Raw genomic sequence first — 22,700 nt, 5'->3', positions numbered from 1 at the left:
GAGCGATCGACCGCACGGCCGGGGGCGGTGGGTCAGTCGAAGAGCTCGCCCAGCCAGTGGCTCTTCTTCTTGCCCCGGTAACCGCCACGGTCGTCGTACCGGCGGTCGCGATCGTCGTAGGAGGGCCGCGACGCGTACCGGTCGTCGCGCGGCGGGGCGGGCGTGGGAGCGGCGGTGCGAGATGCCTCGACCTCGGCGCGCTCGAGGATCTTGTCCAGCTCGCCACGGTCGAGCCACACGCCTCGGCACTCGGGGCAGTAGTCGATCTCGACGCCGGCGCGCTCACTCATGACCAAGGTCGTCGAATCGTTGGGGCACTTCATGGGTCCTCCTCGGCTGGACAGATTGCGCCCAGCGTAGGACCCCGGTCCGAGCTCGTGCCTAGCATGTGCACGTGCGCGTGCGATCCATTCTCGGGGTTCTGGCTGTCACGGCGATGCTCACCGCTTGCGGAGCAGGCGGCGAACCGGCGGCCGACCGTCCGACATCAACTGGTCCGACAACACCGACTCCGACGGCGTCAACTCCCGCGAGGTTCGAGCCGGCGGAGGCCGATCGCGCCACCGCCGCGGCGGCGGAGGCCCAGCTCAACGCGGCGCTCGACCGGCTGATGGATCGCCCGTTCACCTTCGCGGGCATGGCACCGATCGGCCTCGGCACCGTGAGCACGCAAGGTCAGGTCGACGCCGCCCGCAAGGACTCCGCCACCTCGGTCGTGGTGCCGACGACCGGGCAGGCGTCGGCGGCCACCCTTCCTCCTGCCGAGATCAACCTGGAGTCGCGATTCATCGCCGGCCGTGGCTACGTCGGCGTCCCGAACGTGCCCGGGCAGGGATGTTGGTTCGATGCGGCCAGCCTCCCCGGCGCCGAGGTCGGTGAGCAGTCGTGGATCCCGTACGCGCTGGCCGCGCTCGGGACCGCGTCCGCGCAGGGCTTCGCGGGGGAGAAGCGGGACGTCGTCGTGGTCGAGTCCGATGCCACCAACCTCACGGGCATCATCCTGGCCAAGGCGGCACGGACCTTGTACGTCGAGGACAGGGTCCCCGTCACCGCGGAGGTGACCCTCGAGGAGGGTCGGATCACCGGGCTGTCCTATGAGCTCCGGGACGCGGTGGAGGCACTCCTCGATGCCGGCGCGTCGCTGCCGGACGACCTGGACCGAGCGGCCCTGCTCGACACGGCCACGGGGAAGGTGGACGTGAGGTTCGCGCCGGGCGTGTCCGCCCCGGTCAAGGCGCCGAAGAAGTCGGAGCTGGTCGACATGAGCAACCCCGACGCCGCCTCGGAGGCCTGCCGCGCCGGCTGACCGAGGGCACCGCGCCATCGATTGCCCGGCGCAGCCATTGCTGGCAGCCTGCGGGGATGACCTCCTTCGTCTCGCACACCTCGGTCGACTGCGCCGACGCCTACGAGCTCTCGCAGTGGTGGAAGCAACTGCTCGGCTACGTCGACATCGAGGACGACCCGAACGAGCCGGGCGACGAGGAGTGCGCGATCCGTGACCCGGACTCCGGTCACGAGATCCTGTTCATCGAGGTGCCCGAGTCGAAGACCGTGAAGAACCGGGTCCACTTCGACCTGCGACCGCGCTCGGGTGATCGCGACGCCGAGATCGAGCGCGTGCTGGGGCTGGGTGCGCGCGAGGTCGAGGACCACCGGGGGATCCACGGACCCGGGACGGGGTGGTTGGTGCTGGCCGATCCGGAGGGCAACGAGTTCTGCATCCTGCGCTCGCAGGCCGAGGTGGCGGCCGCCGCCGAGTGAGCCTGATTCCAGCAGTTTTCGAGGGTCGAGGGGTGTTCCGGCGGCGCCCGGCAGGCTTACCGTCGGAGCATGTGCCGAAACATCCGCGTGCTCCACAACTTCGAGCCGGCGACCACCGATGACGAGGTCCGCGAGGCCGCCCTGCAGTTCGTCCGGAAGGTGAGCGGCTCGACGCGCCCGTCGCAGGCGAACGCCGAGGCCTTCGACCGCGCGGTCGACGAGATCGCGCACGCCACCCGCCACCTCCTCGACGACCTCGTGACGAAGGCGCCGCCGAAGACCCGCGAGAACGAGGCCCTGAAGGGGCGCGAGCGGCACGAGAAGCGGATGGAGCGCGAGGTCCGCAACCGGACCGCCTCCGCCTGACCCCCGCGACTCCCGCTTGCCGACCAGCCGAACGAGCGGACGATGGAGGAGAAGGAGTTGATCCGCCATGACGGTCACGCCCGAAGGTCCGCGCGCGCCGGAGGAGACGGTGACTGCTCCGCCGGCTGCCTCCTCCTACTACCCGGTCCACGTCGAGGGTGACCTCGATCCGCACCTCAGCCGCGGACTGTGGATCGTCAAGTGGATCCTGCTGATCCCGCACTACATCGTCCTGGCGTTCCTGTGGATGGCCTTCTGGATCACGACGGTCCTGGCGTTCTTCGCGATCCTCATCACCGGACGCTTCCCGCGGTCGTTGTTCGACTTCAACGTCGGCGTCCTGCGCTGGTCGTGGCGCGTGGCCTTCTACGGCTTCCACGCCCTCGGCACCGACCGCTATCCGCCGTTCACCCTGGCCGAGCGGCCCGACTATCCCGCCCGGCTCTGGGTCGACTACCCCGAGCGACTGTCGCGGGGGCTCGTGCTGGTGAAGTGGTGGCTGCTGGCGATCCCGCACTTCGTCGTCGTGGCCCTCCTCCAGGGCACGTGGGGTGGCACCACCCTCGGCGGCGATCGGTATCCGCTCATCGGCCTGGGCCTGATCGGCCTCCTGGTCCTGGTCGCGGCGTTCGTGCTGCTGTTCAAGGGGCACTACCCCCGGCGACTGTTCGACCTCGTCGTGGGCTTGGATCGCTGGCTCTACCGCGTCGCCGGATATGTGTGCCTCATGACCGACCGCTATCCGCCCTTCGCGCTGGACCAGGGGGGACGGGAGCCGGCTCCCACGAACGACCCGACGCCCACCGGCGAGCCCGTGCCGGTGCACACGCGCGCCCGCTGGTCGGCGGGCCGGGCGATTCCGCTCGTCGTGGGCTCCGTGCTGGTGATGACCTCTCTCGTCATCGCCTCGGTCGCCTTGGTGATCACGGTGTTCGACGTGGCCGCGGAGGACGAGGACGGGTTCTGGATGACCACGCACGAACCGCTGCGGAGCAACTCCTTCGCGATCGCCTCGGAGAGCCTGCGGCTGCACCTGGACGGCGAGGCCGCGCAACTGCCGGAGGCGATCACCGGAGACGTCCGGCTCAACGCCGACAGCGTCACCGGCCGCCCGATCTTCGTCGGCATCGGACCCTCCGCCGACGTCGATCGTTACCTCGCCGGCGTCGGCCACGACACGCTGGTGGGGTTGGACGACCAGGACGATGAGGCGAAGTACCGCGTCACGACCGGCGGCCCGCCGCGGACCGCCCCCAACGGTGAGGGGTTCTGGGACGTGCAGGACGCGGGTGTCCAAGACGTGCAGATCACCTGGGCTCCGAAGGACGGTGACTGGACCGTCGTCGTGATGAACGCGGACGGCGCGCCGGTGGTCGACACCCGCATCGCCGCCGGCGCCGAGTTCCCGATCGTGGCGGCCTCGGCCGTCGCCCTGTGGGTCACCGCCGGGCTCGCCCTGCTGCTCGGCATAGTGTTGATCGCGGTGTCCATCTGGATCGTGGCCCGAGACCTCGGACGCCAGGCTGACGAGAGGAGCACGACATGAGCGCACTGGTGATCTACGAGTCCTGGTGGGGCAACACCCGCGCCATCGCCGAGGCGGTGGCCGAGGGCATCGGGCCCGACGTGCCGGTCGTCGACGTCATCGACGCGCCCGAGCCCCTGCCGCCGGAGCTGGAACTGCTGGTGCTCGGCGGCCCGACCCATGCCTTCTCGATGAGCCGCGAGGCGACGCGCAAGGACGCGGTCGAGCAGGGTGCGCCCCCGGGCCACGTCACCCGGGGGATCCGCGAGTGGCTCGACGACCAGGAGGGGCGTGACGACCTCGACGTGGCCACGTTCGACACCCGCATCGCCAAGATGCGCAAGCTGCCCGGGTCCGCCGCGAAGGCGGCCGCCCGGTCGGTCAAGAGGCACCACCTGGGGCGGTTGATCGACGAGGAGAGCTTCTTCGTCGACGCCGTGGAGGGGCCGCTCCTCGACGGCGAGGTCGACCGGGCTCGCGACTGGGGCGCCTCCATCCTGAGCCGGCACGGAGGACTGTCGCCGGGGGTGTGACGAAGCGCATCCCTCCTGGGTGGAACGCCTGGGGCTGTTGGGACGTTCTTGCTGGTGTGAGCCATCTGTTGAAACTGACCCCCGAAGCCCAGGACCTGCTGTTCCGTCAGGCCCGCACCGCCAACACCTTCACCGACGAGCCGGTGAGTGACGAGCAGGTCGAGGCGATCCAGGACCTCGTCAAGTACGGCCCCACGGCGATGAACTGCCAGCCGCTGCGCGTCATCCTCGTTCGCAGCGACGACGCGCGCGCCCGGTTGCTCAAGCACATGTCCGAGGGCAACCGTGAGAAGACCGCCACCGCTCCGCTCGTGGCCGTCCTGGCCGCCGACACGAACTTCAACGAGAACCTGCCCCAGGTCTTCCCTCACGCCGAGGGCGCGAAGGACTGGTTCCCGGACCCCGAGGCCCGGGAGGCCATGGCGCGCCTCAACGCCGGCCTGCAGATCGGCTACTTCCTGATGGGCGTGCGCGCCGCGGGACTGGCCGCCGGCCCGATGACCGGCTTCGACGCCGCCGGCATCGACGAGGACCTGCTGGCCGGCACCGGCTTCAAGTCGATGGTCGTCGTCAACATTGGCCACCCCGGCGAGAACGCCTGGTTCGACCGCCTGCCGCGCCTCGAGCACGAGCAGGTCGTCACCACCCTCTGAGTCCCGGACTCAGGACAGCGGGGGAGCGTCCACCGCGTCAGGACCGTGCCCGCGCCGAGTGACCTCGGCGCGGGCGCGGTCGATGCCGCCGTGCTCGAGCGCGGCGACGTCGGACTGGCCCTCCCAGACGACGACGCCGCGACGCCGGACCGTGACGCGCATGTGGGCACCGAGGTGCTCGATCGCGCCGGGCACGTTGCGTCGTTCGAACGGCAGCGGCACGGGGAGGACGTGAGCGTGGGCGAGACTGCCCGACCCCTCGACGTCGATGCTCCACTGGGCGCTGCGCCCGTGCAGTGACCAGCGCTCGTCCGTCACGTCGGCGTGCACCGGCGAGACGACCGGATCGCCGAGACGGACGAGTCGCCCGCCGGGTAGCAGGACGACGAGCGCGGTCACGGTCGTGCGCAGCGGCCCCGCCGTGACCTCGCCGCCCGCGAACGCGACGCACACCGCCGGGTCCTCGAAGCCCTGCGCCTGGCCCCACCACCACGAGTCGGGGAAGCCGCCCTTGCCCCAGTTCTTCTCGGCGTAGACCGACCATCCGTCCAGCTCCCAGATGTCGTTCCCGACGGTGACCTCGCCGCGCGCCGAGCCGCCCAGGAGCCACGGGTGCCAGTACTGGTTCAGACCCGGGACGGATTGGAAGACGCTGGAGCCACCGACGCTGCGGCGGGGCCACGGCACGGGGTCGTGGATCGCCACGTCGACGCGGGCATCGGGGCCCAGATCGACGTGCAGGCGGTCCGAGGAGCCGCGGAACGCCGTCCCGGAGACGACGCCCAGCCGGCCCTCGTCGGCGTGACCCTCGGGGTGCACCGTCGTGCGCAGGAAACCGCTCGGGTGTGCCGCGAGCCCCAGCGTCGACCACGTCCCGTCGGCCGCCCGGTTCACGCCGTCCAGCGCGATGACCACGCGACCGGTCGCCGGATCGGTGAACCGCCAGAAGTAACCCTCCATCGCGACGCCGTGCGCGGGCAGGGGGTCGCCGAAGGGACGATCGGCGCCGCTCGCCCGGTACGCACGTCGTAGCGAGGTCAGGGTGTCTCGGGCCAGCGGGATCATGTCAGCACTGTGGCAGCCCGCCGCCGGAGGCGCATCGTGGCGCCGGTTCGCCACGGGTGGTCCTCGCGCTCTCGCTCCTGCTCCTCTAGGCTCCGGGGAATCCAGTGCGACCAGAGGACGATCGATGAGCGCACTGCGCCGAGCCCGACAGCTGCAGCCCGGCTCCGTCGTGCGCTGGGACAGGCTTGAGCGCGACGCGTTCTCGGCACACCCCGAGGTGCTCGCCGGGCCGAAGGCGGGCAGCTCGGGCCCGCCCAAGCCCCGGGAGTGGCTGTTGCTCGCCCCACTGGGACTCCTCGCCGCGGTGGTGGCCGGCGCCCCCATCTGGGGATACGTGGCGATCGCCGCTGACGGCAGCCGGTTCGCCACCGCAGCACCCGACTCGGACCCCTCGGTGACGATCGCCGTGGCGGGATCCTTCTATGCCTGTGCCCTCGTCGTGGTGCTGTCACACATCGTCATCTGGCTCCGGAACGGACGCCCGAAGGCGCGCATGGACCTGGGATACGTGGGGATCACCGCGGTGCTCGGTGCGATGACGACGCTGTCGGTGTGGCGTCGCGGCACCGCGGGCGGGGTCGAGACGTGGGACCGGTGGATCATCCCCGTCGTCCTCGCCACCGTGGTGAGCGGTGTCCACGCATGCGTCCTGCTCGTCATCAAGCTCCGCCACGAGGCGTCCAGCGCCCTGTCCCTCGAGGGCAGTGACGCCCTCGACGCGCGCACCGCCCGCGCGGCCGAGCTCGACGACGCCGAACAGGCGACGATCCGAGCCGACCTCGACGCCGCGATCGCCGATCTCGAGCGGCGGGGCATCATCACCACCGCCGTCGCCGCACGCGCCCGGAGCCTGGACCTCGGCGCCTTGGCGCTGACGATGATGAGCCGGAATCGGGGGACGGGCTCAGCGAGGTTGCCGTGACGCTGCGCCATGGCGAGCATGAGGGATGACCACGCCGACCCCTCGGACGCTCGCTCGGGGCCTGCTGGTCGTGGTGCTGGTCGTCGGAACGGGGGTCGCCGTGCTCTGGGCGTTGCAACGTCAGCTGATCTACTTCCCGGACGCGTCACCCGTGCCCGCGGCGGCCGACGCCGTGGCGGGTGGGCGTGACGTCACGCTGAGCACCGAGGACGGGCTCGAGCTGGCTGCCTGGTTCGTGCCGCCCGTCGGTGGGGACACGGAGATGGCCGTGCTCTTCGCGCCCGGCAACGGCGGCAACCGCGCCGGCCGGGCCGAGCTGGCCCAGGAGCTGAGCCGGCGCGGACTGGCCGTCCTGCTGATGGACTACCGCGGGTACGGCGGCAATCCCGGCACGCCGGGGGAGGAGGGCCTGGCCGCCGACGCCGACGCGGCGGTGGAGGCGCTCCGGGACCTGGGCTACCCGCCGGAGCGGACGATCTACTTCGGCGAGTCCCTCGGCACCGGTGTCGTCGCCGCCCTGCAGGCCCGGACCACGCCGGCGGGCGTGGTGCTCCGCTCGCCGTTCACCGAGCTCGCCGACGTCGGCGCCCACCACTACCCGTGGCTGCCCGTGCGGTGGCTGTTGCGGGACCGCTTCCCGGTCGTCGAGCACCTCGCCGCGAGCGACGTCCCGGTCACCGTGATCCACGGCGATCGCGACTCCGTCGTGCCGACGAGCCTCAGCGTGCGGGTGGCCGACGAGACCCGCGTGCTGGCGGAACGACTCGTGCTGACCGGCGACCACAACGATCCCGTGATGTTCGGACCCGAGGTCGCGGACGCGGTCCTGCGCCTGGCCGAGCGCGTGGGGTGAGGGCTCAGCCCATCTTGTCGACCCAGTGGGTCAGCCGGCCGTCCTCGCCGACCTCGTGGAACGCCGGGGGACCGGGCACCGGGTCCTCGCGCAACGCCGCGATGACCTCGTCGGGTCCGTGCAGACGCTCCTCGACCGCGGTCACCCAGACGACGTCGGGGGAGAGGGACGCGGCGAGGCGGTCCCAGTCCCGCCGCTCGATGAGGCTCAGGATGTTCCCGACCGCGGGGACGAACTCAGCCATCACGCACTCCTGCTCGGTCGTGGAGGTGGGCCGGGCGGACCGCCGACTGCACGAACGGTCGCAGAGGGTGGGGCGTCGCGGCAACCGGTCTGGCGTGACTCAGGCCGTGAGCAGTCCGATGCCCAGCGTGGCCAGGCTGACGGCGAGCAGCAGCGCGCCGAGCAGCACGAGCGCGATCCAGCGGTTCGGCTCGGTGCGGCCTCGGCCCATGGATGCGAAGAAGAACCCGCCCGGCATCAGCAGCGCCGAGACGGCGACCCCGCTGCGGGCCAGCCAGGCCCACCCGCCGGTCAGGTCGGTCGCGTCGACGAAGGGCTGGCACACGAGAGCCAGGAGGAGGAGCACCCCGGCGTGGGCGTGCCCGGCGCGGGCGAACTTCTCCTGGAACGGCGTGACCGACTCGCGGCCGCTGACGATGCGCAGGAGGTAGAGACCGCCGGTTTCGACGGTGACGAGCGCCAGGAGCAGGATCCCGGCCAGGTCGCGGGACTCGGAGGACAGGAACGGCTCCATGTCGATCACCAGTTTCAGATAGTTGTGCTCTCCCATTTATTGGAGACCTTGGCTATCCCATCTGTCAAGATGTCGGTATGCGTCTTGCCGAACTCTCGTCGCGCAGCGGCCTGCCCACCGCCACGATCAAGTACTACCTGCGGTCCGGACTCGTCCCGCCGGGAGAGACCGAGGGCAGCACCTGGGCCCGCTACGACGAGACGCACCTGCGCCGTCTGCGCCTGGTCCGCGCGCTGACCGAGTTCGCCGGTCTGTCGCTCGACGAGGTCCGCGTGGTGGTCGCGGCGCTGGACGCCGCGGGCTCGGAGCACGACGCCCGGGGTGCGGCGCAGTGGCCGCTCTCCGCACCCGGTCCGGACGAGCCGACCCCGGAGGCGCTCGACCAGGTCCATGCGCTCATCGCCCGGCACGGCTGGAACATCGAACCCGACAGCCCGCACCGCCGGGTCCTCGCCGCCGCGCTGGACACCGTGGGCGAGCTCGGCATGCCGGCGACGGACGAGATCCTGGACGCCTATGCCGAGGCCGTCGACATCGTGGCGGCCGTCGACGTCCCGTCGGTGATGGCCGAGACCGACCCGATCGTCGCCGCCGAGAAGCTGGTCGTCGGAACGCTCTTGTACGAGCCCGTCCTGACGACGCTGCGCCGGATGGCACACGAGGCGGTGTCGGCAGAGCCGTCGTGACTCAGGTCATCAGACGCTCGGCCAGCACGGGGACGCCCGCGCCGTCGAGGTCGTCGAGCGCGACCGTGCGCCCCGAGAGCGCAAGAAGCACCGACAGTGCCGGACCGCTGACGAGGGGACCGTCGCCCAACTCGAGGTCGGCGTCGGTGGCGGCGACGCGGACCGCCGACAGATGGTCCTTGGCCCCGCCGAGGGATCCCGGCGTGCGCACCTGCGAGCCGATGGCGCGCAGCACGGCCTCCTGCTGGTAGACGTGCTCGATGTCCAGCGGCCGGCGGATGTCCTCGCCGTGGACGACCTCCTCGACGAGTCGGCTGTCCAACGGCGCGGGCGGTGTCGCGGTGCTGTCGGCGGCGGCACGGAGCCCGTCGAGGGTCTCGGCCGGCGTCCGGCCCCGGCGCCGCTGGACGCCGCGCTCGTTGAGGCGGTGGAAGTCGAACCGGGCACGGACCAGGGCCACGGCGAATCCCCGGCGCGTCGTGAGCGCGCTGTCGACGAGGTGCGCGGCCACGTCGTGGACGGTCCACCCCGGGCAGAGCGAGGGCGTGTCCCACGCTGCGGGCGACACCTGCTCCAGATCGGCGATCAGGGCTCGGCGCTGCTCGTGGACCAGCGGCCACACGTCGGTCATCTGCACTCCTGGCGTCTCGGGGAGGAACATGCCTCACGCTAGACGTCGCCGGGGACGTATGCGCACGACCAGGTCGCGGGAGTCCCGCAGGGTGCCACGCGGGTGCCAGAGTGGGAGCCATGGCCGACGGTTCCCCTGCGCCCCTCGAGCTCGCGTACCCCTTCGACGGTCGCTGGCAGGCGCGCAACAGCCCGGCGCGACGCGTGCCGAGCCACGGCACCCACCTCATGGGCACGACCTACGCGATCGACTTCGTCGCCGTGGACGAGCAGGGCCGGTCGGCGCCATGGTCGTGGCGGGCGGCGGTGGCCACCGAACCGCCTGAGACGTTCGTGGGGTTCGGCGCGCCGATCCTGGCGCCCTGTCCGGGCCGGGTGGTGGTGGCCCACGACGGCGAGCCCGACCACGAGGCGCGGCGATCCGCACCGTTCCTGCTGGGCTACGCGCTCACGCAGGCGCGGCGCGTGCGGGCCGGTGCGGCGTCCATCGCGGGCAACCACGTGGTGATCGCGACGGGGGAGGGTGGCCCGTTCGTCCTGCTCGCCCACCTGCGGCGCGGTTCGGTGCGGGTCGCCGTCGGTGACGAGATGGCCGAGGGCCACGTCGTGGGCGCCTGCGGCAACTCGGGCAACAGCACCGAGCCGCACGTGCACCTCCAGGTGACCGACAGCCTCGCGTGGGACACCGCACGGGGCCTCCCGCTGAGATTCCGCGGCCCGGACGGCCCCACCCTCCCGGCCGAGTCCGAGATCGTCCGGGTCCGCGCGGGAGCGTGACCGACCCCGGTCAGTCCGCGGGGAGGGCGGCGAACGACTTCTTCATGTCGTTGTACCAACCGAGCGACTTCTTGGGGTGGCGCCAGCGACCCTTCATCGCGTCGCGCGCCTCCTGATGGGTCGCGTCGCCGGCCTTCTCGGCGTCCTTGAGGTGCTGGTCCTGGGCGGCGATGACGTCGTCGGCGGTCTCGCCGCGGTGCGCGAGCTCGCAGGGGCCGCCGAGCTGGCGACAGGTCATGGTCTTCATGGCTTCTCCTCTTTCCGGTGCCGTGCTGTGTCCTGTTGACGATCGGGGTGGGTGAAGTGTGACCGGCCTCAGCCGCGCGGGTCCGCTCCGTCGCGGCGGACGACCTGAGCGAGCACGTCGGGCTCGGCGCGGAACGTGATCGCCGTGACCTGCCCGTCCTCGACGGTGAAGTCGAAGACGACCCTGGCCTGGCCGAGGTGGAACCAGGCGGTGGCGGGCCGGTCCTCGACGAACACCGGGAGGGCGGCGTGGGCGCTGCCGTTGAAGAAGGTCGCCACCTCGTCGCGGCCCTCGATGTGCTCCGGAGTGCCCACGAGGATGGCCGCCCGGTCGGCGGTCACGGTGGCGTCCGGCGCCAGCAGCTGCAGCAGCCGCTCGAACTCCCCGTTCTTCGCCGCGGCCATGAACGCGTCGACCACCTCCCAGTCGGCCAGACGGTCCTCGGGGGAGGGCTGGCGGACCTTCGCCCGGGCGCGGGACGCCAGCTTGCGCGCGGCCGCGGGGGTCGTGTCCAGCAGCTCCGCGATCGTCGTGAACTCGTAGCCGAACGAGTCGTGCAGCACGAACGCCACGCGCTCGCCGGGGCTGAGCCGATCCAGGACGACGCTCAGCGCGGCCCCGACGGTGTCGGCCAGGGTCACGTCGTCCGCGGGGTCGCCGACGGTCTCACCGGGATCGAGGTCGTCGACCGGCACCGGGGTGCGCGACCGCAGCCGGTCCAGGCACAGCCGCGTCGTGACGGTCGTCAGCCAGCCGGGCAGGTTCTCGATCTCGGCATCGGTCCCGTGCCAGCGCAGCCACGCCTGCTGCACGATGTCCTGGGCCTCGCTCGCGTCGCCGAGCATCCGGCTCGCGATCCTCACCAGACGCGGCCGCTCGGCCTCGAACCATTCGTCCTGCTGCATGGTCCTCACCCTTCCACGTCCCTTGGTCCTCCCTCTGACGATCGGGACGGCCCTGGTGTGACCGGACGCCGCCGTCGCGGTGAACTTTCGCAAGGCCCGGCACGGGAGCACAGTGGAACCAGGGGGAGGGGGAGAAGGTCATGACGAATCTTCTTCGCTGGGCTGTGGTGGCGATCCTCGTGCTGCACGGGTTCGTTCATCTGCTGGCTGCGGCCCAGCGGTTCGGGTGGGTCGACGACCCCATGCTCGCGCGGTCCCCGGGCCTCGGCGTCCTGTGGCTGGCCGCGGCGATCCTGTTGCTGGCGGCCGCCCTGCTCGCCGCCCTCGGCGCCCCCACCTGGTGGTGGCTGCTGGCGATTGTCGCCGCCGTGACGTCCGAGGCGGCGATCATGACGTCCTGGAGCGTCTCGAAGTCGGGCACCCTGGTGAACGTCCTGCTGATCTTCGTCGCGGTGTACTCGCTGCTGCTGCGGGGGCCACCCAGCTTCCGGGCCCAGTGGCGGCGGCGGTCCAAGGAGGCGCTCGCCTCGGTGGCGCCCGATCCGAGGCCCTTGACCGAGGACGAGCTGGCCGGGCTGCCCGAGCCGCTGGCGGCGTACATCCGCCGCTCGCTGCGGCACGGGGAGCCGCGGGAGGCGACCCTCCACGCCCGGTTCCACGGCCGGATCCGCAGCGACCCGGACGCCGAGTGGATGCCGTTCCGGGGTCGGCAGGTGAACACGTTCGGCGACCACCCGACACGCACGTTCCTCATGATCGCGTCCCGCTCGGGCGTGCCCGTCACGGTCCTGCACTGCTTCGCGGACGGGCGGGCCACGATGCGGGCCAAGGTGCTGTCCCTCGTCACGGTGACCGACGCGGCCGGGCCGGAGATGGACCGCGCGGAGACGGTCACCGTCTTCAACGACCTCGTGGTCCTCGCGCCGGGCGCCATCGTCGACGCTCCCATCACGTGGACCTCCGTCGGCAAGCGGCAGGTCCGCGGTGTGTTCACCCTGGGAACCCAGAGCGTGTCGGCCGTCCTGACGTTCGACGAGCGCGACGACCTCGTCGACTTCGTCTCGGACGACCGGTCGCGGGCCTCGGCCGACGGCCGCTCCTTCACCCCGCAGACCTGGTCCACCCCGTTGCGCACCCACCGAGACGTGGAGGGCCTGCGGGTGCTGACCCGGGGAGCCGCGCGCTGGCTGGGGCCGGACGGATGGTTCACCTACATCGAGCTCGAGTACGACGAGATCACCTACAACGTGCACGAGGTGGAGACCGGCGCCGCCGCCGGTCCCGCGCTCCAGGGGCTGACGCCGGAGCGCGTCAGTCGGTCCGGGGAGACCGCGCACCGACGGCCGCGACGAGCAAGGTGATGAGCGCCGCGGCCAGGAGTCCGGCGCCCAGATGCCACGTCAGCAGGGCTGCCCCGGTTCCGGCGCCGGCCAGGATGAGCAGCACGGCCGCGGACCGGCGACCGCTGTCGGCACCCGTGCCGCCGCCCAGCACCGAGTCGGCCGCCAGTCCCGTCAGCGTCGAGGTGATCACGACGGTGGTCACGTCCTTGACCCCGATCAGGCGTGCCGTGGCGGCCTGCACCCCCATCGCGGTGCCGAGCAGGGTGCTGAGCGTCAACGCGACGGGCCGGGTGGGCTCGGGGTCGAGGAAGATCGCCACCGAAAGTCCCATGATCACCACGCCGACCAGCACCAACAGCACGGTGGTGCGCCTTGACCAGCCCTTGGCTGCGCCCTTGAGCACGCGCCCACCGAATGCCGCGCCGACGAGGAAGCCGATCAGCGCGAGCGCTGGGCCGAGCACCGGCAGGTCCTCGGCGCCCGCGAGGCCCATGCCCAGGATGACCACGTTGCCGGTCATGTTCCCGGTGAACACCCGATCGAGTCCGAGGTATCCGACGGCGTCGATCATGCCGGTCGAGAACGTCAGCGCCAGCATGAGGACGAGGTGCTGGCGCTCGGCGGGTAGGCGTCGGATCACCTCTCGATCATGGTCCACATCGGCGACCGGAGTGTCATCGACGCGTCACGGCGGCGTTACACGACCTGCCTACGCTCGCGGGATGACCGTCCTGCACACCGGCGTCGGCCTGACGGGCAGGGCGACCTACCTGCCCGCCTCCCTCGACCATGTCCTGTGGGGTCGGCTGCCGTGCGCGGCCGACCGGCCGGTGCTGACCGTCGATCCGGGTGACACGGTCGTGTTCGACACGATCAGCCACGAGGGGATCCTCGAGGACCAGGGCCGGGACCCTCGCGCGTTCTTCGAGCGGTACGGCGTGGACGTGCTCGACGACGCCGTGGCGCTGGCCCGCGCCGACGTCCCGCGGACCTTCGGGGTGGACGGCCCGCACGTCGTGACCGGACCGGTGGCCGTCCGCGGCGCCCGGGTGGGCGACCTGCTGGCGATGACCGTCGTCGACGCGGTGCCCCGCGTGCCGTACGGGGTCGTCTCGAACCGTCACGGACGGGGGGCGCTGCCGGGGGAGTACCCCGCCACGGGCGACGTGATGAGCGTGTTCGCCCGCGCCGAGGACGGGTACGGGCACATCGCCTACGGGCCGGACGACGCCCGCACCGTGCGGTTCCCGCTGGCGCCGTTCCTGGGGATCATGGGGGTGGCGGTCGCCGGGAGCGAGCGACCGCACAGCGTCCCGCCGGGGCCGCACGGGGGCAACATCGACATCAACCTGCTGACCGCGGGATCGACGCTCTACCTGCCGGTCCAGGTCGACGGCGCACTCGCGTACGTGGGCGATCCCCACTTCGCGCAGGGCGACGGAGAAGTGGCGTTGACCGCGATGGAGGCCTCGCTGCGGGCCACGATCCGGTTCGACGTCGTCGCCCGCGAGGACGCGCTGCGCGAGCTCGGGGAGGTGGCCGGCCCGTTGGCCCGGACCAGCGAGTTCCTCGTGCCCACCGGCATGGACCCCGATCTCGACGTCGCGGTGCAGAACTGCGTGCGGGCCGCGATCGGCCTGCTGGGCGCGCGGTACGGGATGGATCCGGCGCACGCCTACGCGTACCTGAGCGCCGCGACGGACTTCAACATCAGCCAGGTGGTGGACCTCGTGAAAGGCGTGCACGCACGGATTCGGCTGGAGGACTTCCGATGACCCACGTACTCGGCGATCCCGCGCCGGACGGGCTGCTCGACGCCTTCTGGGCCTATGAGCGCGCCCTGATGTCCGACGACCTCGCGATGCTCGACCGCCTCTTCGCGCAGGGACACGACACCCTGCGCGGCGACGCGGCCGGGCTGCTCGTCGGTCACGACCAGATCAGCCGGTTCCGCGGCGGACGCGGCGGCGCACCGGCCCGCTCGGTGCTGCAGGTGCACGTCCGGTCGCTGAGTCCCGCGCATGCGCTCGTCGTCGCGATCACCGAGCTGGAACGCGGGGGCCGCGGTCAGCAGACCCAGGTCTGGCGACGCGGCGTCGACGGGTGGCGGGTCATGGCCGCCCACGTGGCCGTGCCCGCCCCGGCATTCGACTCGCGCGTCTGGCGCGTCGTCGGCGACCCGCTGGCGCGGCCCACGGGCTCGGGGCCGCTCGACGGCGAGACCGTCGCCGTCAAGGACCTCTTCGCCGTCGCGGGACACCCGGTCGGCGCGGGGAACCCGGCGTGGCTGGACCAGGCCCGGGTCGAGCCGTCGGACGCGTGGGCGGTGCGGATGCTGACCGGAGGAGGCGCCGCGGTCCGCGGCATCGCGCGCACCGACGAGTTCGCCTACAGCCTGGCCGGCACCAACGCGCACCACGGCACGCCGCCCAACCCGCGCGCACCGGGGCGGATCGGCGGAGGATCGAGCTCCGGCTCGGCGAGCGCGGTCTCGCTGGGGCACGCGACGATCGGTCTGGGCACGGACACCGGTGGCTCGATCCGCGTGCCGGCGGCCTATCAGGGGCTGTACGGCCTGCGGACGACCCACGGGGCCGTCCCGACGGCAGGGGCCATGGCGTTGGCGCCCGCCTTCGACGCGGTCGGCTGGCTCACGCGGGACGCGGAGCTGCTCGCACGGGTCGGTGGAGTGCTGCTGCCCGACACGGCTCCGCGGCCGGTGCGCGAGGTCGTCGCCGTCCCCGAGCTCTGGGCCCTGGCCGAGCCGGACGTGGCCGACGCCGTCGAGGCGTTCGCCGAGGGCGAGTCGGCCCGGCAGGAGTCGTGGGATCTGACCGATCTGGAGTCCTGGCGCGAGGCGTTCCGCGTGCACCAGGCGGCGCAGGCGTGGGCCACGCACGGGTCGTGGCTGCGGAACCGGCTCGACGTGCTGGGACCCGACGTGCGGAGTCGGTTCGAGGCCGCCGCGCAGGTCACTCCCGACGAGGCGTCCGCCGCCGCCACCGGGGTGGCCGAGGCGCGACAGGCGATCCGCGACCTGGTCGGCGACCGGGTCGTCGTCCTGCCCTCGGCGTCCTCGGTCGCCCCGGCCCTGGGCTCGGATCCGGGCCGGGTGCGTGATGCGACGATGCGCCTGACCTGCCTGGCAGGACTCGGGGGCCTTCCCGCGATCAGCATCCCGACCACCACGCAGGAAGGGCTGCCGTGCGGGGTGAGCCTGATCGCCGCGCCGGGTCGCGACCGCGACCTGCTGGCGTTCGCCGTCGATCACGCGCAACGTTTACGCCCCTGAAACGATCGTTGCAGCTCGTGTAACACCGCCCACCTAGCGTCAGGGCGCATGAACGTCACCCGCTTCGACGAGGCCGACCCGGCCGCCGCCTCAGCGCTCGTTCGCGCGTGCGCCGCCGTCGAGTCGTGGGTCGACGCCGTCGTCACGGGCCGACCGTACGGAAGCCTCGACGCCTTGCTCGACCGGGCGGACGCGCTGAGCGCCCGGTGGGGCGCGGCCGAGGTGGAGGAGGCCCTGGCGGACCACCCCCGCATCGGCGAGCGCCACCCCGGCTCGGGTGCCGGCGCCTCCCTGTCGCAGCAGGAGCAGTCGGGCGTCGACCGCTCGACGGACACGGTGGCGCGACTGGCCGAGGGCAATCGACGCTACGAGGACCGCTTCGGCCGCATCTTCCTGGTCCGCGCGGCAGGCCGTGACGCCGAGGAGATCCTCGAACAGCTCGAGCGCCGGCTGGACCACGACCCCGACACCGAGCTGGCGGTCACCGCCGGTCAGCTTCGCGAGATCGCCGCGCTGCGGCTGAAGGGATCGTTCTCATGACCACCCTGTCCACCCACGTCCTGGACTCCGCCCGCGGCCGGCCCGCCGCCGCGATCACGGTCACGCTCGACGGCGCCCGGACCCTCGAGACGGACGCCGACGGCCGGATCGCCTTCGACGGCGATCTCGCCGCGGGAGCCCACACGCTCGAGTACGCCACGGGGGACTGGTTCGCCGGTCAGTACCGCGACACGTTCTTCCCGTCGGTCCAGCTGACGTTCGAGGTCGAGCCCGATCGTCCCCACCTGCACGTGGCCCTGCTGCTGGGCCCGTTCTCCTACACCGCCTACCGAGGGAGCTGAGCATGGCGCACGGCGACATCGTCCTGGGACCCAACCAGTACGGCAAGGCGGAGGTCCGGCTGGTCCGGGTCACGCGCGACACCGAGGTCCACCGCGTCGAGGACCTCAACGTCACGACCCAGCTGCGCGGCGACTTCGCCGACTGCCACACGGCGGGCGACAACAGTCACGTCGTGGCCACCGACACCCAGAAGAACACGGTCTACGCCTTCGCCCGCGAGCACGGGATCGGCTCGCCCGAGCAGTTCCTGACGACGCTGGGCCGGCACTTCGTCGACGGCTTCGAGCAGGTGACCGGCGGCCGCTGGGAGTCCCAGCTGCACGCCTGGGACCGGATCGCGGTCGACGGTCGGCCCCACGACCACGCCTTCCTGCGTGAGGGGCGCGAGGTCCGCACGACGCTCGTGCAGGCGGACGGCGCCGACACGTGGGTGCTCGCCGGGTTCGCCGACTGCACGGTCATGAAGACGACGGGCTCGGAGTTCCACGGCTTCCCACGCGACCGGTACACGACCCTGGCCGAGACCGACGACCGGATCCTGGCCACCTCGGTGACGGCGTGGTGGCGGTACACCTCGGCCGACCTCGGTGACTGGAACGAGCGTTACGCGGCGATCCGTGACGCCATGCTCGAGACCTTCGCGGGCCTGCACTCGCTGGCCCTGCAGCAGACCATCTTCGAGATGGGTCGTGCGGTGCTCGAGCAGTTCCCGGAGGTCGCCGAGGTCAAGCTCTCGTGCCCCAACAAGCACCACTTCCTCGTCGACCTGGCGCCGTTCGGCCTGGACAACCCGAACGAGGTGTTCTTCGCCGCCGACCGCCCCTACGGACTGATCGAGGCGACCGTCCAGCGCGAGGGCGCCCCGGCGGCGCCCCGGGCCTGGGCCACCGTGGCGGGGTTCTGCTGAGCATGCGGCTCGATGCCATCCGTGGCCGCCAGGTGCTGGTCGACGGTGAGTTCCGGGCGGCGACGCTGCTGCTGCGCGACGGCCGGATCGCGGCGATCCAGCCGTTCGGCGAGGTGGTCGACGGGGCCGTGCTGGACGCTCCGGACGGCACGTTCGTCCTGCCCGGCGTCGTCGACACGCACGTCCACGTCAACGAGCCGGGTCGCACCGAGTGGGAGGGGTTCCGGTCCGCCACCGAGGCGGCCGCCCGGGGTGGTGTGACGACGCTCGTCGACATGCCGTTGAACGCCATCCCGCCCACCACGACGGTCGAGAGCCTCGAGCTCAAGCGCGGGGCGGCGCAGGGGCAGTCGATCGTGGACGTCGGCTTCTGGGGCGGTGCGGTGCCCGGCAACGTGGCCGACCTCGAGCCGATGTGGGAGGCGGGCGTCTTCGGCTTCAAGTGCTTCCTGTCGCCGTCCGGTGTCGAGGAGTTCCCGCCGCTGGACCGCGACGAGTTCCTGGCCGCGCTGCGCGAGGTCGCCCGGTTCGACGGGCTGATGATCGTGCACGCGGAGGACGCCGCGATCCTCGCGCAGACGCCAGCCCGCGCCAGCCGGTCCTACCGCGACTTCGTGGCCTCGCGCCCGGACGCCTCCGAGGTCGCGGCGATCCGGCAGGTGATCGACGGCGCGCGCGAGACCGGGGCGCGGGTGCACGTGCTGCACCTGTCGAGCGCCCGGGCGCTCGACGTCATCGCCGGCGCCAGGGCCGAAGGGCTGCGGCTCACGGTCGAGACCTGCCCGCACTACCTGTGCTTCAGCGCCGAGGAGATCCCGGACGCGGCCCCGGAGTTCGCGTGCTGCCCGCCGATCCGCGACAGCGGGAACCGCGACGCACTGTGGCAGGCGCTGGACGAGGGCCTGATCGACTGCGTCGTCAGCGACCACTCACCCTCGACGGCGGCCGAGAAGAGCCGCGGCGACGGCGACCTGCAGCAGGCGTGGGGTGGCGTCTCGGGGTTGCAGGTCGGGTTCGGCGCGGTCGCCCACGAGGCGGCCCGACGCGGCATCGGCCCGGACCGGGTCAGCCGGTGGATGTCGCGGAACACCGCCGACCTGGTGGGCCTCGACCGCAAGGGTCGTCTGGAGGTGGGCGCCGATGCCGACGTCGCGATCCACGACCCGGCCGCGACCTGGCACGTCGACGCCGAGCGACTGGCGCACCGCAACCCCATCTCGGCCTACGACGGGATGCGCCTGGACGGCCGGGTCACCAGCACCGTCCTGCGCGGCCGCCTCGTCGCGGGGCACGACCTCGATCCCACGTTCGGGCGCCTGGTGTCCCGACCCGACCTCGGAGACGACCGATGACCAGCCTGCCCGTGAACCCGCCGCCGCGACTGCTGATGGGGCCCGGCCCGATCACGGCGGACCCGCGCGTGCTGCGCGCGATGTCGGCCCAGCTGGTCGGCCAGTACGACCCCGCGATGACGGCGTACATGAACGAGACGATGGAGCTCTACCGGCGGGTCTTCCGCACCCAGAACGAGCAGACCTTCCTCGTCGACGGCACGTCGCGCGCCGGCATCGAGGCCGCGCTGGTCTCCCTGCTCGAGCCCGGGGACCGAGTGCTCGTTCCGGTGTTCGGGCGGTTCGGTCACCTGCTGGCGGAGATCGGCCGGCGCTGCGGTGCCGAGGTCCACACGATCGAGACGCCCTGGGGCACGGTGTTCACGCCCGAGCTGATCGAGGAGGCCGTGGCGGCGGTGCGCCCGAAGGTGCTGGCCGTGGTCCACGGCGACACCGCCACCACGATGTGCCAGCCGCTCGACGACCTGGGCGAGATCTGCCGGCGCCACGACGCCCTGCTGTACTGCGATGCCACGGCGACCCTGGGCGGCAATCGGTTCGAGGTCGACGCGTGGGGGGTCGACGTCGCGACGGCGGGGTTGCAGAAGTGCCTCGGCGGGCCGTCGGGCAGCGCGCCGATCACGATCGGCGAGCGTGCCGTCGGGGTCATCGAGGGACGGTGTCACGTCGAGGCCGGGATCGCGGAGCCCGAGGACGTCGGGCGCGGTGTGCCGATCGCCTCGAACTACCTCGACCTCGCCCAGATCATGGACTACTGGGGCCCACGCCGGCTGAACCACCACACCGAGGCGACCGCGATGCTCTACGGGGCTCGCGAGTGCGCGCGCCTGCTGGTCGACGAGGGTCTCGACGTGGCGGTGGAGCGGCACCGCCTGCACGGTGCCGCCATGCTGGCCGGCGTCCGGGGACTGGGCCTGGAGGTGTTCGGCGACGTCGCGCACAAGATGCACAACGTCGTCGCGGTGCACATCCCCGAGGGAGTCGACGGCGACGGCGCCCGCGCGGCGTTGCTGCAGGACTTCGGGATCGAGATCGGGACCTCGTTCGGACCGCTCCACGGCAAGGTCTGGCGGATCGGCACCATGGGCCACAACGCCCGCAAGGACGCCGTGCTGGTCACCCTGGCCGCGCTCGAGCAGGTGCTGCGGGCGGCGGGGGTCCCGGTGACGGCCGGTGGCGGCGTCGGTGCGGCGCAGGAGGTCTACGCATGACGACCGCCGTCGAGGTCCTGGCCCGTTGTGCCGAGCTGGACCAGCACTCCGCACATCCCACGCACCTCGAGCGCGTGCACCTGACACCCGAGCACGCGGCGGCCAACGCGCTCGTGGCCGGGTGGATGACCCGGGCCGGGCTGACCACGTGGCAGGACGCGGCCGGGAACCAGTACGGCCGGCGCGAGGGCCGTGCGCCCGGGTTGCCCGCGCTGCTGCTGGGCTCGCATCTCGACACGGTGCCGGACGCGGGCTCCTACGACGGGATGCTCGGGGTGGTCCTGGCCGTCGCCGTGGCCGAGCGACTGGGCGATCGGGTCGGGGACCTGCCCTTCGCGCTCGAGGTGGTCGGGTTCGGCGACGAGGAGGGAGCCAGGTTCGGCAAGGCCCTGTTGGGCAGCTGCGCCGTGGCGGGCACGTGGGATCCCGCCTGGTGGCGGCTGCGGGACGCGGACGGCACCACCCTGCGGCGGGCCTTCGGCGACTTCGGGCTCGACCCCGAGCGCGTCGGCGAGGCGGCCCGTCGCCCCGAGGAGCTGGTCGGATACCTCGAGGCGCACATCGAGCAGGGCCCCTACCTGGAGGAGGCGGACGCCTCGCTGGGCTACGTCACCGCCATCGCGGGTGCACGGCGCTTCGTGATCAGCGTCCTGGGCCAGGCCCGGCACGCCGGCGGCACGCCCTACGAGCGACGCAAGGACGCCCTGGTGGGTGCCGCCGAGTGCATCACCGCGGTCGAGCGGCTGGTGCGTCCCTCGGGGTGCATCGCGACCGTGGGCCGGATCGAGGCGCACCCCGGGGCGGTCAACGTCATCGCGGGCCGCGCCGACTTCACCCTGGACCTGCGGGCCGCGACCGACGAGGACCGCGACGCGATGTGGAAGCGACTGGAGGTCGAGCTGCAGGGGATCTGCGCCGCGCGCGGTCTCGGACTGACGGTCGTCGAGACCCATCGCGCCCCCGCGATGCCCTGTGCGCCGTGGTTGACCGAGGCCATCGTCGAGGGCATCGCCGCGACGGCCGACCCCGACCCGATGGGGCTGTGGAGCCGGGCCGGCCATGACGCCATGGCGATCGGCGCGGTCACGGACGTGGCGATGCTCTTCGTCCGCTGCCACGACGGGATCAGCCACCACCCGGACGAGGACGTGCGCGAGATCGACGTCGCGCGGGCCCTCGACGCCCTCGAGCGGGCCGTGCTCGCGGTGGCCGAGCGGGTGGAGGGACGATGACCGACACGTCGGACGTGCGCCCCATCGAGTCGCGGATCGCGGAGCGCTACCCGACGCTCTCGCCCCAGGAGCGCCGGGCGGCCGATGCCCTGCTGGACCACCTGGACGACCTGGCGATCTATCGCGCGGCCGAGCTGGCCGAGCTGGCCGGCGTCTCCAAGGCGACGATGAGCCGGCTCTTCCGCCGGCTCGACTACGACGACTTCACGCAGGTGCGCGAGCAACTGCGCACGATGCGCAGCTCGGGCGTGCCGGTCACGGTCGACGGTGCTCCCTCGGTCGAGCACCACGTCAGGGCCGAGACCGAGCACCTGCAACGGGTGCTGCACACGGCCGAGCCGGCCATCGAGCGAGCGGCGGAGCTGCTGGCGGCCAGTGCGTCCGTCACCGTCGTCGGGCTGCGCAACAGCTATCCGGTCGCGCTCCACCTGGCCCAGCAGCTGGGCCAGGCACGCGCGCGCGTGCGTGTCTCGCCGGCGCCGGGTCAGTCGCTGTCCGACGATCTCGTGGGGCTCGGGCCGGAACACGCCGCCGTGGTGGTCGCGTTCCGGCGGCGGCCCCCGCAGGTGCCCGGGCTGCTGCGGCTGCTGCGCGAGGAGGGCACGCCGGTCGTGCTGCTCGGCGACCCGTCCGGCCGACGGCTGGCGCGCCACGGCGACGTCTGGATCGAGTGCGGGGCGTCGACCCAGACCGCGTTCGACAGCTACGCGGCGGCGATGAGCGTCGTGGCGGCCCTGTCGGCGCGCGTGCTGGACCGGGTGGGCCCCGATGCCACGGCACGGGCGGCGGCGATCGACGCGTCCTACCGCCTCGTCGGCGAGATCGAGGCCGGGTGAC

Annotated in this window: 28 protein-coding genes; 20 read left to right on the top strand and 8 right to left on the bottom strand. The window is 72.4% G+C overall.

All coding sequences use genetic code 11. From position 1 onward, the window contains the following. Positions 1–32: 32 nt before the first annotated feature. Entirely contained in the window at positions 33–323 is a 291-nt protein-coding gene (locus GL325_RS05235; protein WP_154595495.1) for a zf-TFIIB domain-containing protein, read from the bottom strand. A 71-nt stretch (positions 324–394) separates the two neighbouring features. On the opposite strand from GL325_RS05235, the gene GL325_RS05230 reads away from it, so the two are divergent. The 6 genes from GL325_RS05230 (at position 395) to GL325_RS05205 (ending at position 4,841) form a co-directional block, all read left to right on the top strand. Then, complete coding sequence (locus GL325_RS05230; protein WP_187768817.1) at positions 395–1,306, top strand: hypothetical protein; 912 nt, start codon at positions 395–397, stop codon at positions 1,304–1,306. A 56-nt stretch (positions 1,307–1,362) separates the two neighbouring features. Further along, positions 1,363–1,764, top strand: a complete 402-nt coding sequence (locus GL325_RS05225; protein WP_187768816.1) for a VOC family protein — start codon at positions 1,363–1,365, stop codon at positions 1,762–1,764. A 69-nt stretch (positions 1,765–1,833) separates the two neighbouring features. Beyond that, positions 1,834–2,130 (top strand): DUF2277 domain-containing protein, encoded by a 297-nt coding sequence (locus GL325_RS05220; protein ID WP_154595492.1) that lies wholly within the window; start codon positions 1,834–1,836, stop codon positions 2,128–2,130. 67 nt (positions 2,131–2,197) lie between these two features. Then, the gene (locus GL325_RS05215; RefSeq protein ID WP_187768815.1) at positions 2,198–3,676 is read left to right on the top strand and encodes a DUF4389 domain-containing protein; all 1,479 of its coding nucleotides are present in this window, start codon (positions 2,198–2,200) and stop codon (positions 3,674–3,676) included. Next, on the top strand, positions 3,673–4,188 hold the full coding sequence (locus GL325_RS05210) for a hypothetical protein (RefSeq protein ID WP_154595490.1): 516 nt from the start codon (positions 3,673–3,675) through the stop codon (positions 4,186–4,188). Before GL325_RS05215 ends, GL325_RS05210 begins: the two co-directional genes overlap by 4 nt. A 56-nt stretch (positions 4,189–4,244) precedes the next feature. Further along, a complete protein-coding gene (locus GL325_RS05205) occupies positions 4,245–4,841 on the top strand; it encodes a malonic semialdehyde reductase (RefSeq protein ID WP_223110966.1) in 597 nt (198 codons plus the stop codon). A 9-nt stretch (positions 4,842–4,850) separates the two neighbouring features. On the opposite strand, the gene GL325_RS05200 is transcribed toward GL325_RS05205, so the two are convergent. Next, a complete protein-coding gene (locus GL325_RS05200; protein WP_187768814.1) occupies positions 4,851–5,906 on the bottom strand; it encodes a tocopherol cyclase family protein in 1,056 nt (351 codons plus the stop codon). Between the two features lie 124 nt (positions 5,907–6,030). On the opposite strand from GL325_RS05200, the gene GL325_RS05195 reads away from it, so the two are divergent. Further along, positions 6,031–6,828: a hypothetical protein gene (locus tag GL325_RS05195; protein ID WP_187768813.1), complete on the top strand. Its 798-nt coding sequence runs from the start codon at positions 6,031–6,033 to the stop codon at positions 6,826–6,828. Positions 6,829–6,853: 25 nt separating this feature from the next. Then, positions 6,854–7,681, top strand: coding sequence for an alpha/beta hydrolase (locus GL325_RS05190; protein WP_187768812.1), 828 nt, complete (start codon positions 6,854–6,856; stop codon positions 7,679–7,681). A 4-nt stretch (positions 7,682–7,685) separates the two neighbouring features. Here GL325_RS05190 and GL325_RS05185 read toward each other — a convergent pair whose 3' ends face one another. Both GL325_RS05185 and GL325_RS05180 read right to left on the bottom strand, forming a co-directional pair. Continuing rightward, positions 7,686–7,925, bottom strand: a complete 240-nt coding sequence (locus GL325_RS05185; RefSeq protein ID WP_154595486.1) for a hypothetical protein — start codon at positions 7,923–7,925, stop codon at positions 7,686–7,688. A 99-nt stretch (positions 7,926–8,024) separates the two neighbouring features. Continuing rightward, on the bottom strand, positions 8,025–8,474 hold the full coding sequence (locus GL325_RS05180) for a hypothetical protein (protein WP_255499336.1): 450 nt from the start codon (positions 8,472–8,474) through the stop codon (positions 8,025–8,027). 41 nt (positions 8,475–8,515) lie between these two features. Between GL325_RS05180 and GL325_RS05175 the strand changes: the two genes are divergently transcribed. Continuing rightward, the gene (locus GL325_RS05175; protein ID WP_187768811.1) at positions 8,516–9,124 is read left to right on the top strand and encodes a MerR family transcriptional regulator; all 609 of its coding nucleotides are present in this window, start codon (positions 8,516–8,518) and stop codon (positions 9,122–9,124) included. A 1-nt stretch (position 9,125) separates the two neighbouring features. Here the strand turns inward: GL325_RS05175 and GL325_RS05170 are convergent, their stop codons facing one another. After that, positions 9,126–9,755 carry a maleylpyruvate isomerase family mycothiol-dependent enzyme gene (locus GL325_RS05170; RefSeq protein WP_187768810.1) on the bottom strand — a complete coding sequence of 210 codons (630 nt, stop codon included), beginning with the start codon at positions 9,753–9,755 and terminating at the stop codon, positions 9,126–9,128. 119 nt (positions 9,756–9,874) lie between these two features. Between GL325_RS05170 and GL325_RS05165 the strand changes: the two genes are divergently transcribed. After that, positions 9,875–10,531 (top strand): M23 family metallopeptidase, encoded by a 657-nt coding sequence (locus GL325_RS05165; RefSeq protein WP_187768809.1) that lies wholly within the window; start codon positions 9,875–9,877, stop codon positions 10,529–10,531. A 10-nt stretch (positions 10,532–10,541) separates the two neighbouring features. On the opposite strand, the gene GL325_RS05160 is transcribed toward GL325_RS05165, so the two are convergent. Next, on the bottom strand, positions 10,542–10,778 hold the full coding sequence (locus tag GL325_RS05160) for a hypothetical protein (protein ID WP_187768808.1): 237 nt from the start codon (positions 10,776–10,778) through the stop codon (positions 10,542–10,544). A gap of 68 nt (positions 10,779–10,846) precedes the next feature. After that, a complete protein-coding gene (locus GL325_RS05155; protein ID WP_187768807.1) occupies positions 10,847–11,683 on the bottom strand; it encodes a sigma-70 family RNA polymerase sigma factor in 837 nt (278 codons plus the stop codon). Positions 11,684–11,823: 140 nt separating this feature from the next. Between GL325_RS05155 and GL325_RS05150 the strand changes: the two genes are divergently transcribed. Then, positions 11,824–13,044, top strand: a complete 1,221-nt coding sequence (locus GL325_RS05150; protein WP_187768806.1) for a DUF6544 family protein — start codon at positions 11,824–11,826, stop codon at positions 13,042–13,044. Here the strand turns inward: GL325_RS05150 and GL325_RS05145 are convergent. Next, positions 12,995–13,666 carry a YoaK family protein gene (locus GL325_RS05145; protein ID WP_223110965.1) on the bottom strand — a complete coding sequence of 224 codons (672 nt, stop codon included), beginning with the start codon at positions 13,664–13,666 and terminating at the stop codon, positions 12,995–12,997. The genes GL325_RS05150 and GL325_RS05145 overlap by 50 nt on opposite strands. Before the next feature lie 82 nt (positions 13,667–13,748). Here GL325_RS05145 and GL325_RS05140 point away from each other — a divergent pair, with 82 nt between their 5' ends. Genes GL325_RS05140 through GL325_RS05100 form a run of 9 tightly spaced genes read left to right on the top strand, consistent with a single transcriptional unit; the run spans position 13,749 to position 22,699 of the window. Next, complete coding sequence (locus GL325_RS05140) at positions 13,749–14,801, top strand: acetamidase/formamidase family protein (protein WP_187768805.1); 1,053 nt, start codon at positions 13,749–13,751, stop codon at positions 14,799–14,801. Continuing rightward, on the top strand, positions 14,798–16,318 hold the full coding sequence (locus tag GL325_RS05135) for an AtzH-like domain-containing protein (protein ID WP_187768804.1): 1,521 nt from the start codon (positions 14,798–14,800) through the stop codon (positions 16,316–16,318). The genes GL325_RS05140 and GL325_RS05135 overlap by 4 nt, the downstream gene beginning before the upstream one ends. 48 nt (positions 16,319–16,366) lie before the next feature. Continuing rightward, complete coding sequence (gene uraD / locus GL325_RS05130; RefSeq protein ID WP_187768803.1) at positions 16,367–16,858, top strand: 2-oxo-4-hydroxy-4-carboxy-5-ureidoimidazoline decarboxylase; 492 nt, start codon at positions 16,367–16,369, stop codon at positions 16,856–16,858. Further along, a complete protein-coding gene (uraH, locus tag GL325_RS05125; protein WP_154595476.1) occupies positions 16,855–17,160 on the top strand; it encodes a hydroxyisourate hydrolase in 306 nt (101 codons plus the stop codon). The genes uraD and uraH overlap by 4 nt, the downstream gene beginning before the upstream one ends. Before the next feature lie 2 nt (positions 17,161–17,162). Next, on the top strand, positions 17,163–18,068 hold the full coding sequence (pucL, locus tag GL325_RS05120) for a factor-independent urate hydroxylase (RefSeq protein WP_187768802.1): 906 nt from the start codon (positions 17,163–17,165) through the stop codon (positions 18,066–18,068). A 2-nt stretch (positions 18,069–18,070) separates the two neighbouring features. Further along, the gene (allB, locus tag GL325_RS05115; RefSeq protein WP_187768801.1) at positions 18,071–19,420 is read left to right on the top strand and encodes an allantoinase AllB; all 1,350 of its coding nucleotides are present in this window, start codon (positions 18,071–18,073) and stop codon (positions 19,418–19,420) included. Then, positions 19,417–20,631: an alanine--glyoxylate aminotransferase family protein gene (locus GL325_RS05110; protein ID WP_223110964.1), complete on the top strand. Its 1,215-nt coding sequence runs from the start codon at positions 19,417–19,419 to the stop codon at positions 20,629–20,631. The genes allB and GL325_RS05110 overlap by 4 nt, the downstream gene beginning before the upstream one ends. Then, positions 20,628–21,863 carry an allantoate amidohydrolase gene (locus GL325_RS05105; protein WP_187768800.1) on the top strand — a complete coding sequence of 412 codons (1,236 nt, stop codon included), beginning with the start codon at positions 20,628–20,630 and terminating at the stop codon, positions 21,861–21,863. The genes GL325_RS05110 and GL325_RS05105 overlap by 4 nt, the downstream gene beginning before the upstream one ends. Then, on the top strand, positions 21,860–22,699 hold the full coding sequence (locus tag GL325_RS05100) for a MurR/RpiR family transcriptional regulator (protein ID WP_187768799.1): 840 nt from the start codon (positions 21,860–21,862) through the stop codon (positions 22,697–22,699). Before GL325_RS05105 ends, GL325_RS05100 begins: the two co-directional genes overlap by 4 nt. The last annotated feature ends 1 nt before the right edge of the window (position 22,700 follow it).

The sequence above is a fragment of the Aeromicrobium sp. 636 genome (genome assembly GCF_024433585.1).
In the GTDB taxonomy this organism is placed as follows: Bacteria; Actinomycetota; Actinomycetes; order Propionibacteriales; family Nocardioidaceae; genus Aeromicrobium; species Aeromicrobium senzhongii.
The sequence above is the reverse complement of the archived record's forward strand: the minus strand, read 5'-3'. Positions and strand labels throughout refer to the sequence as shown.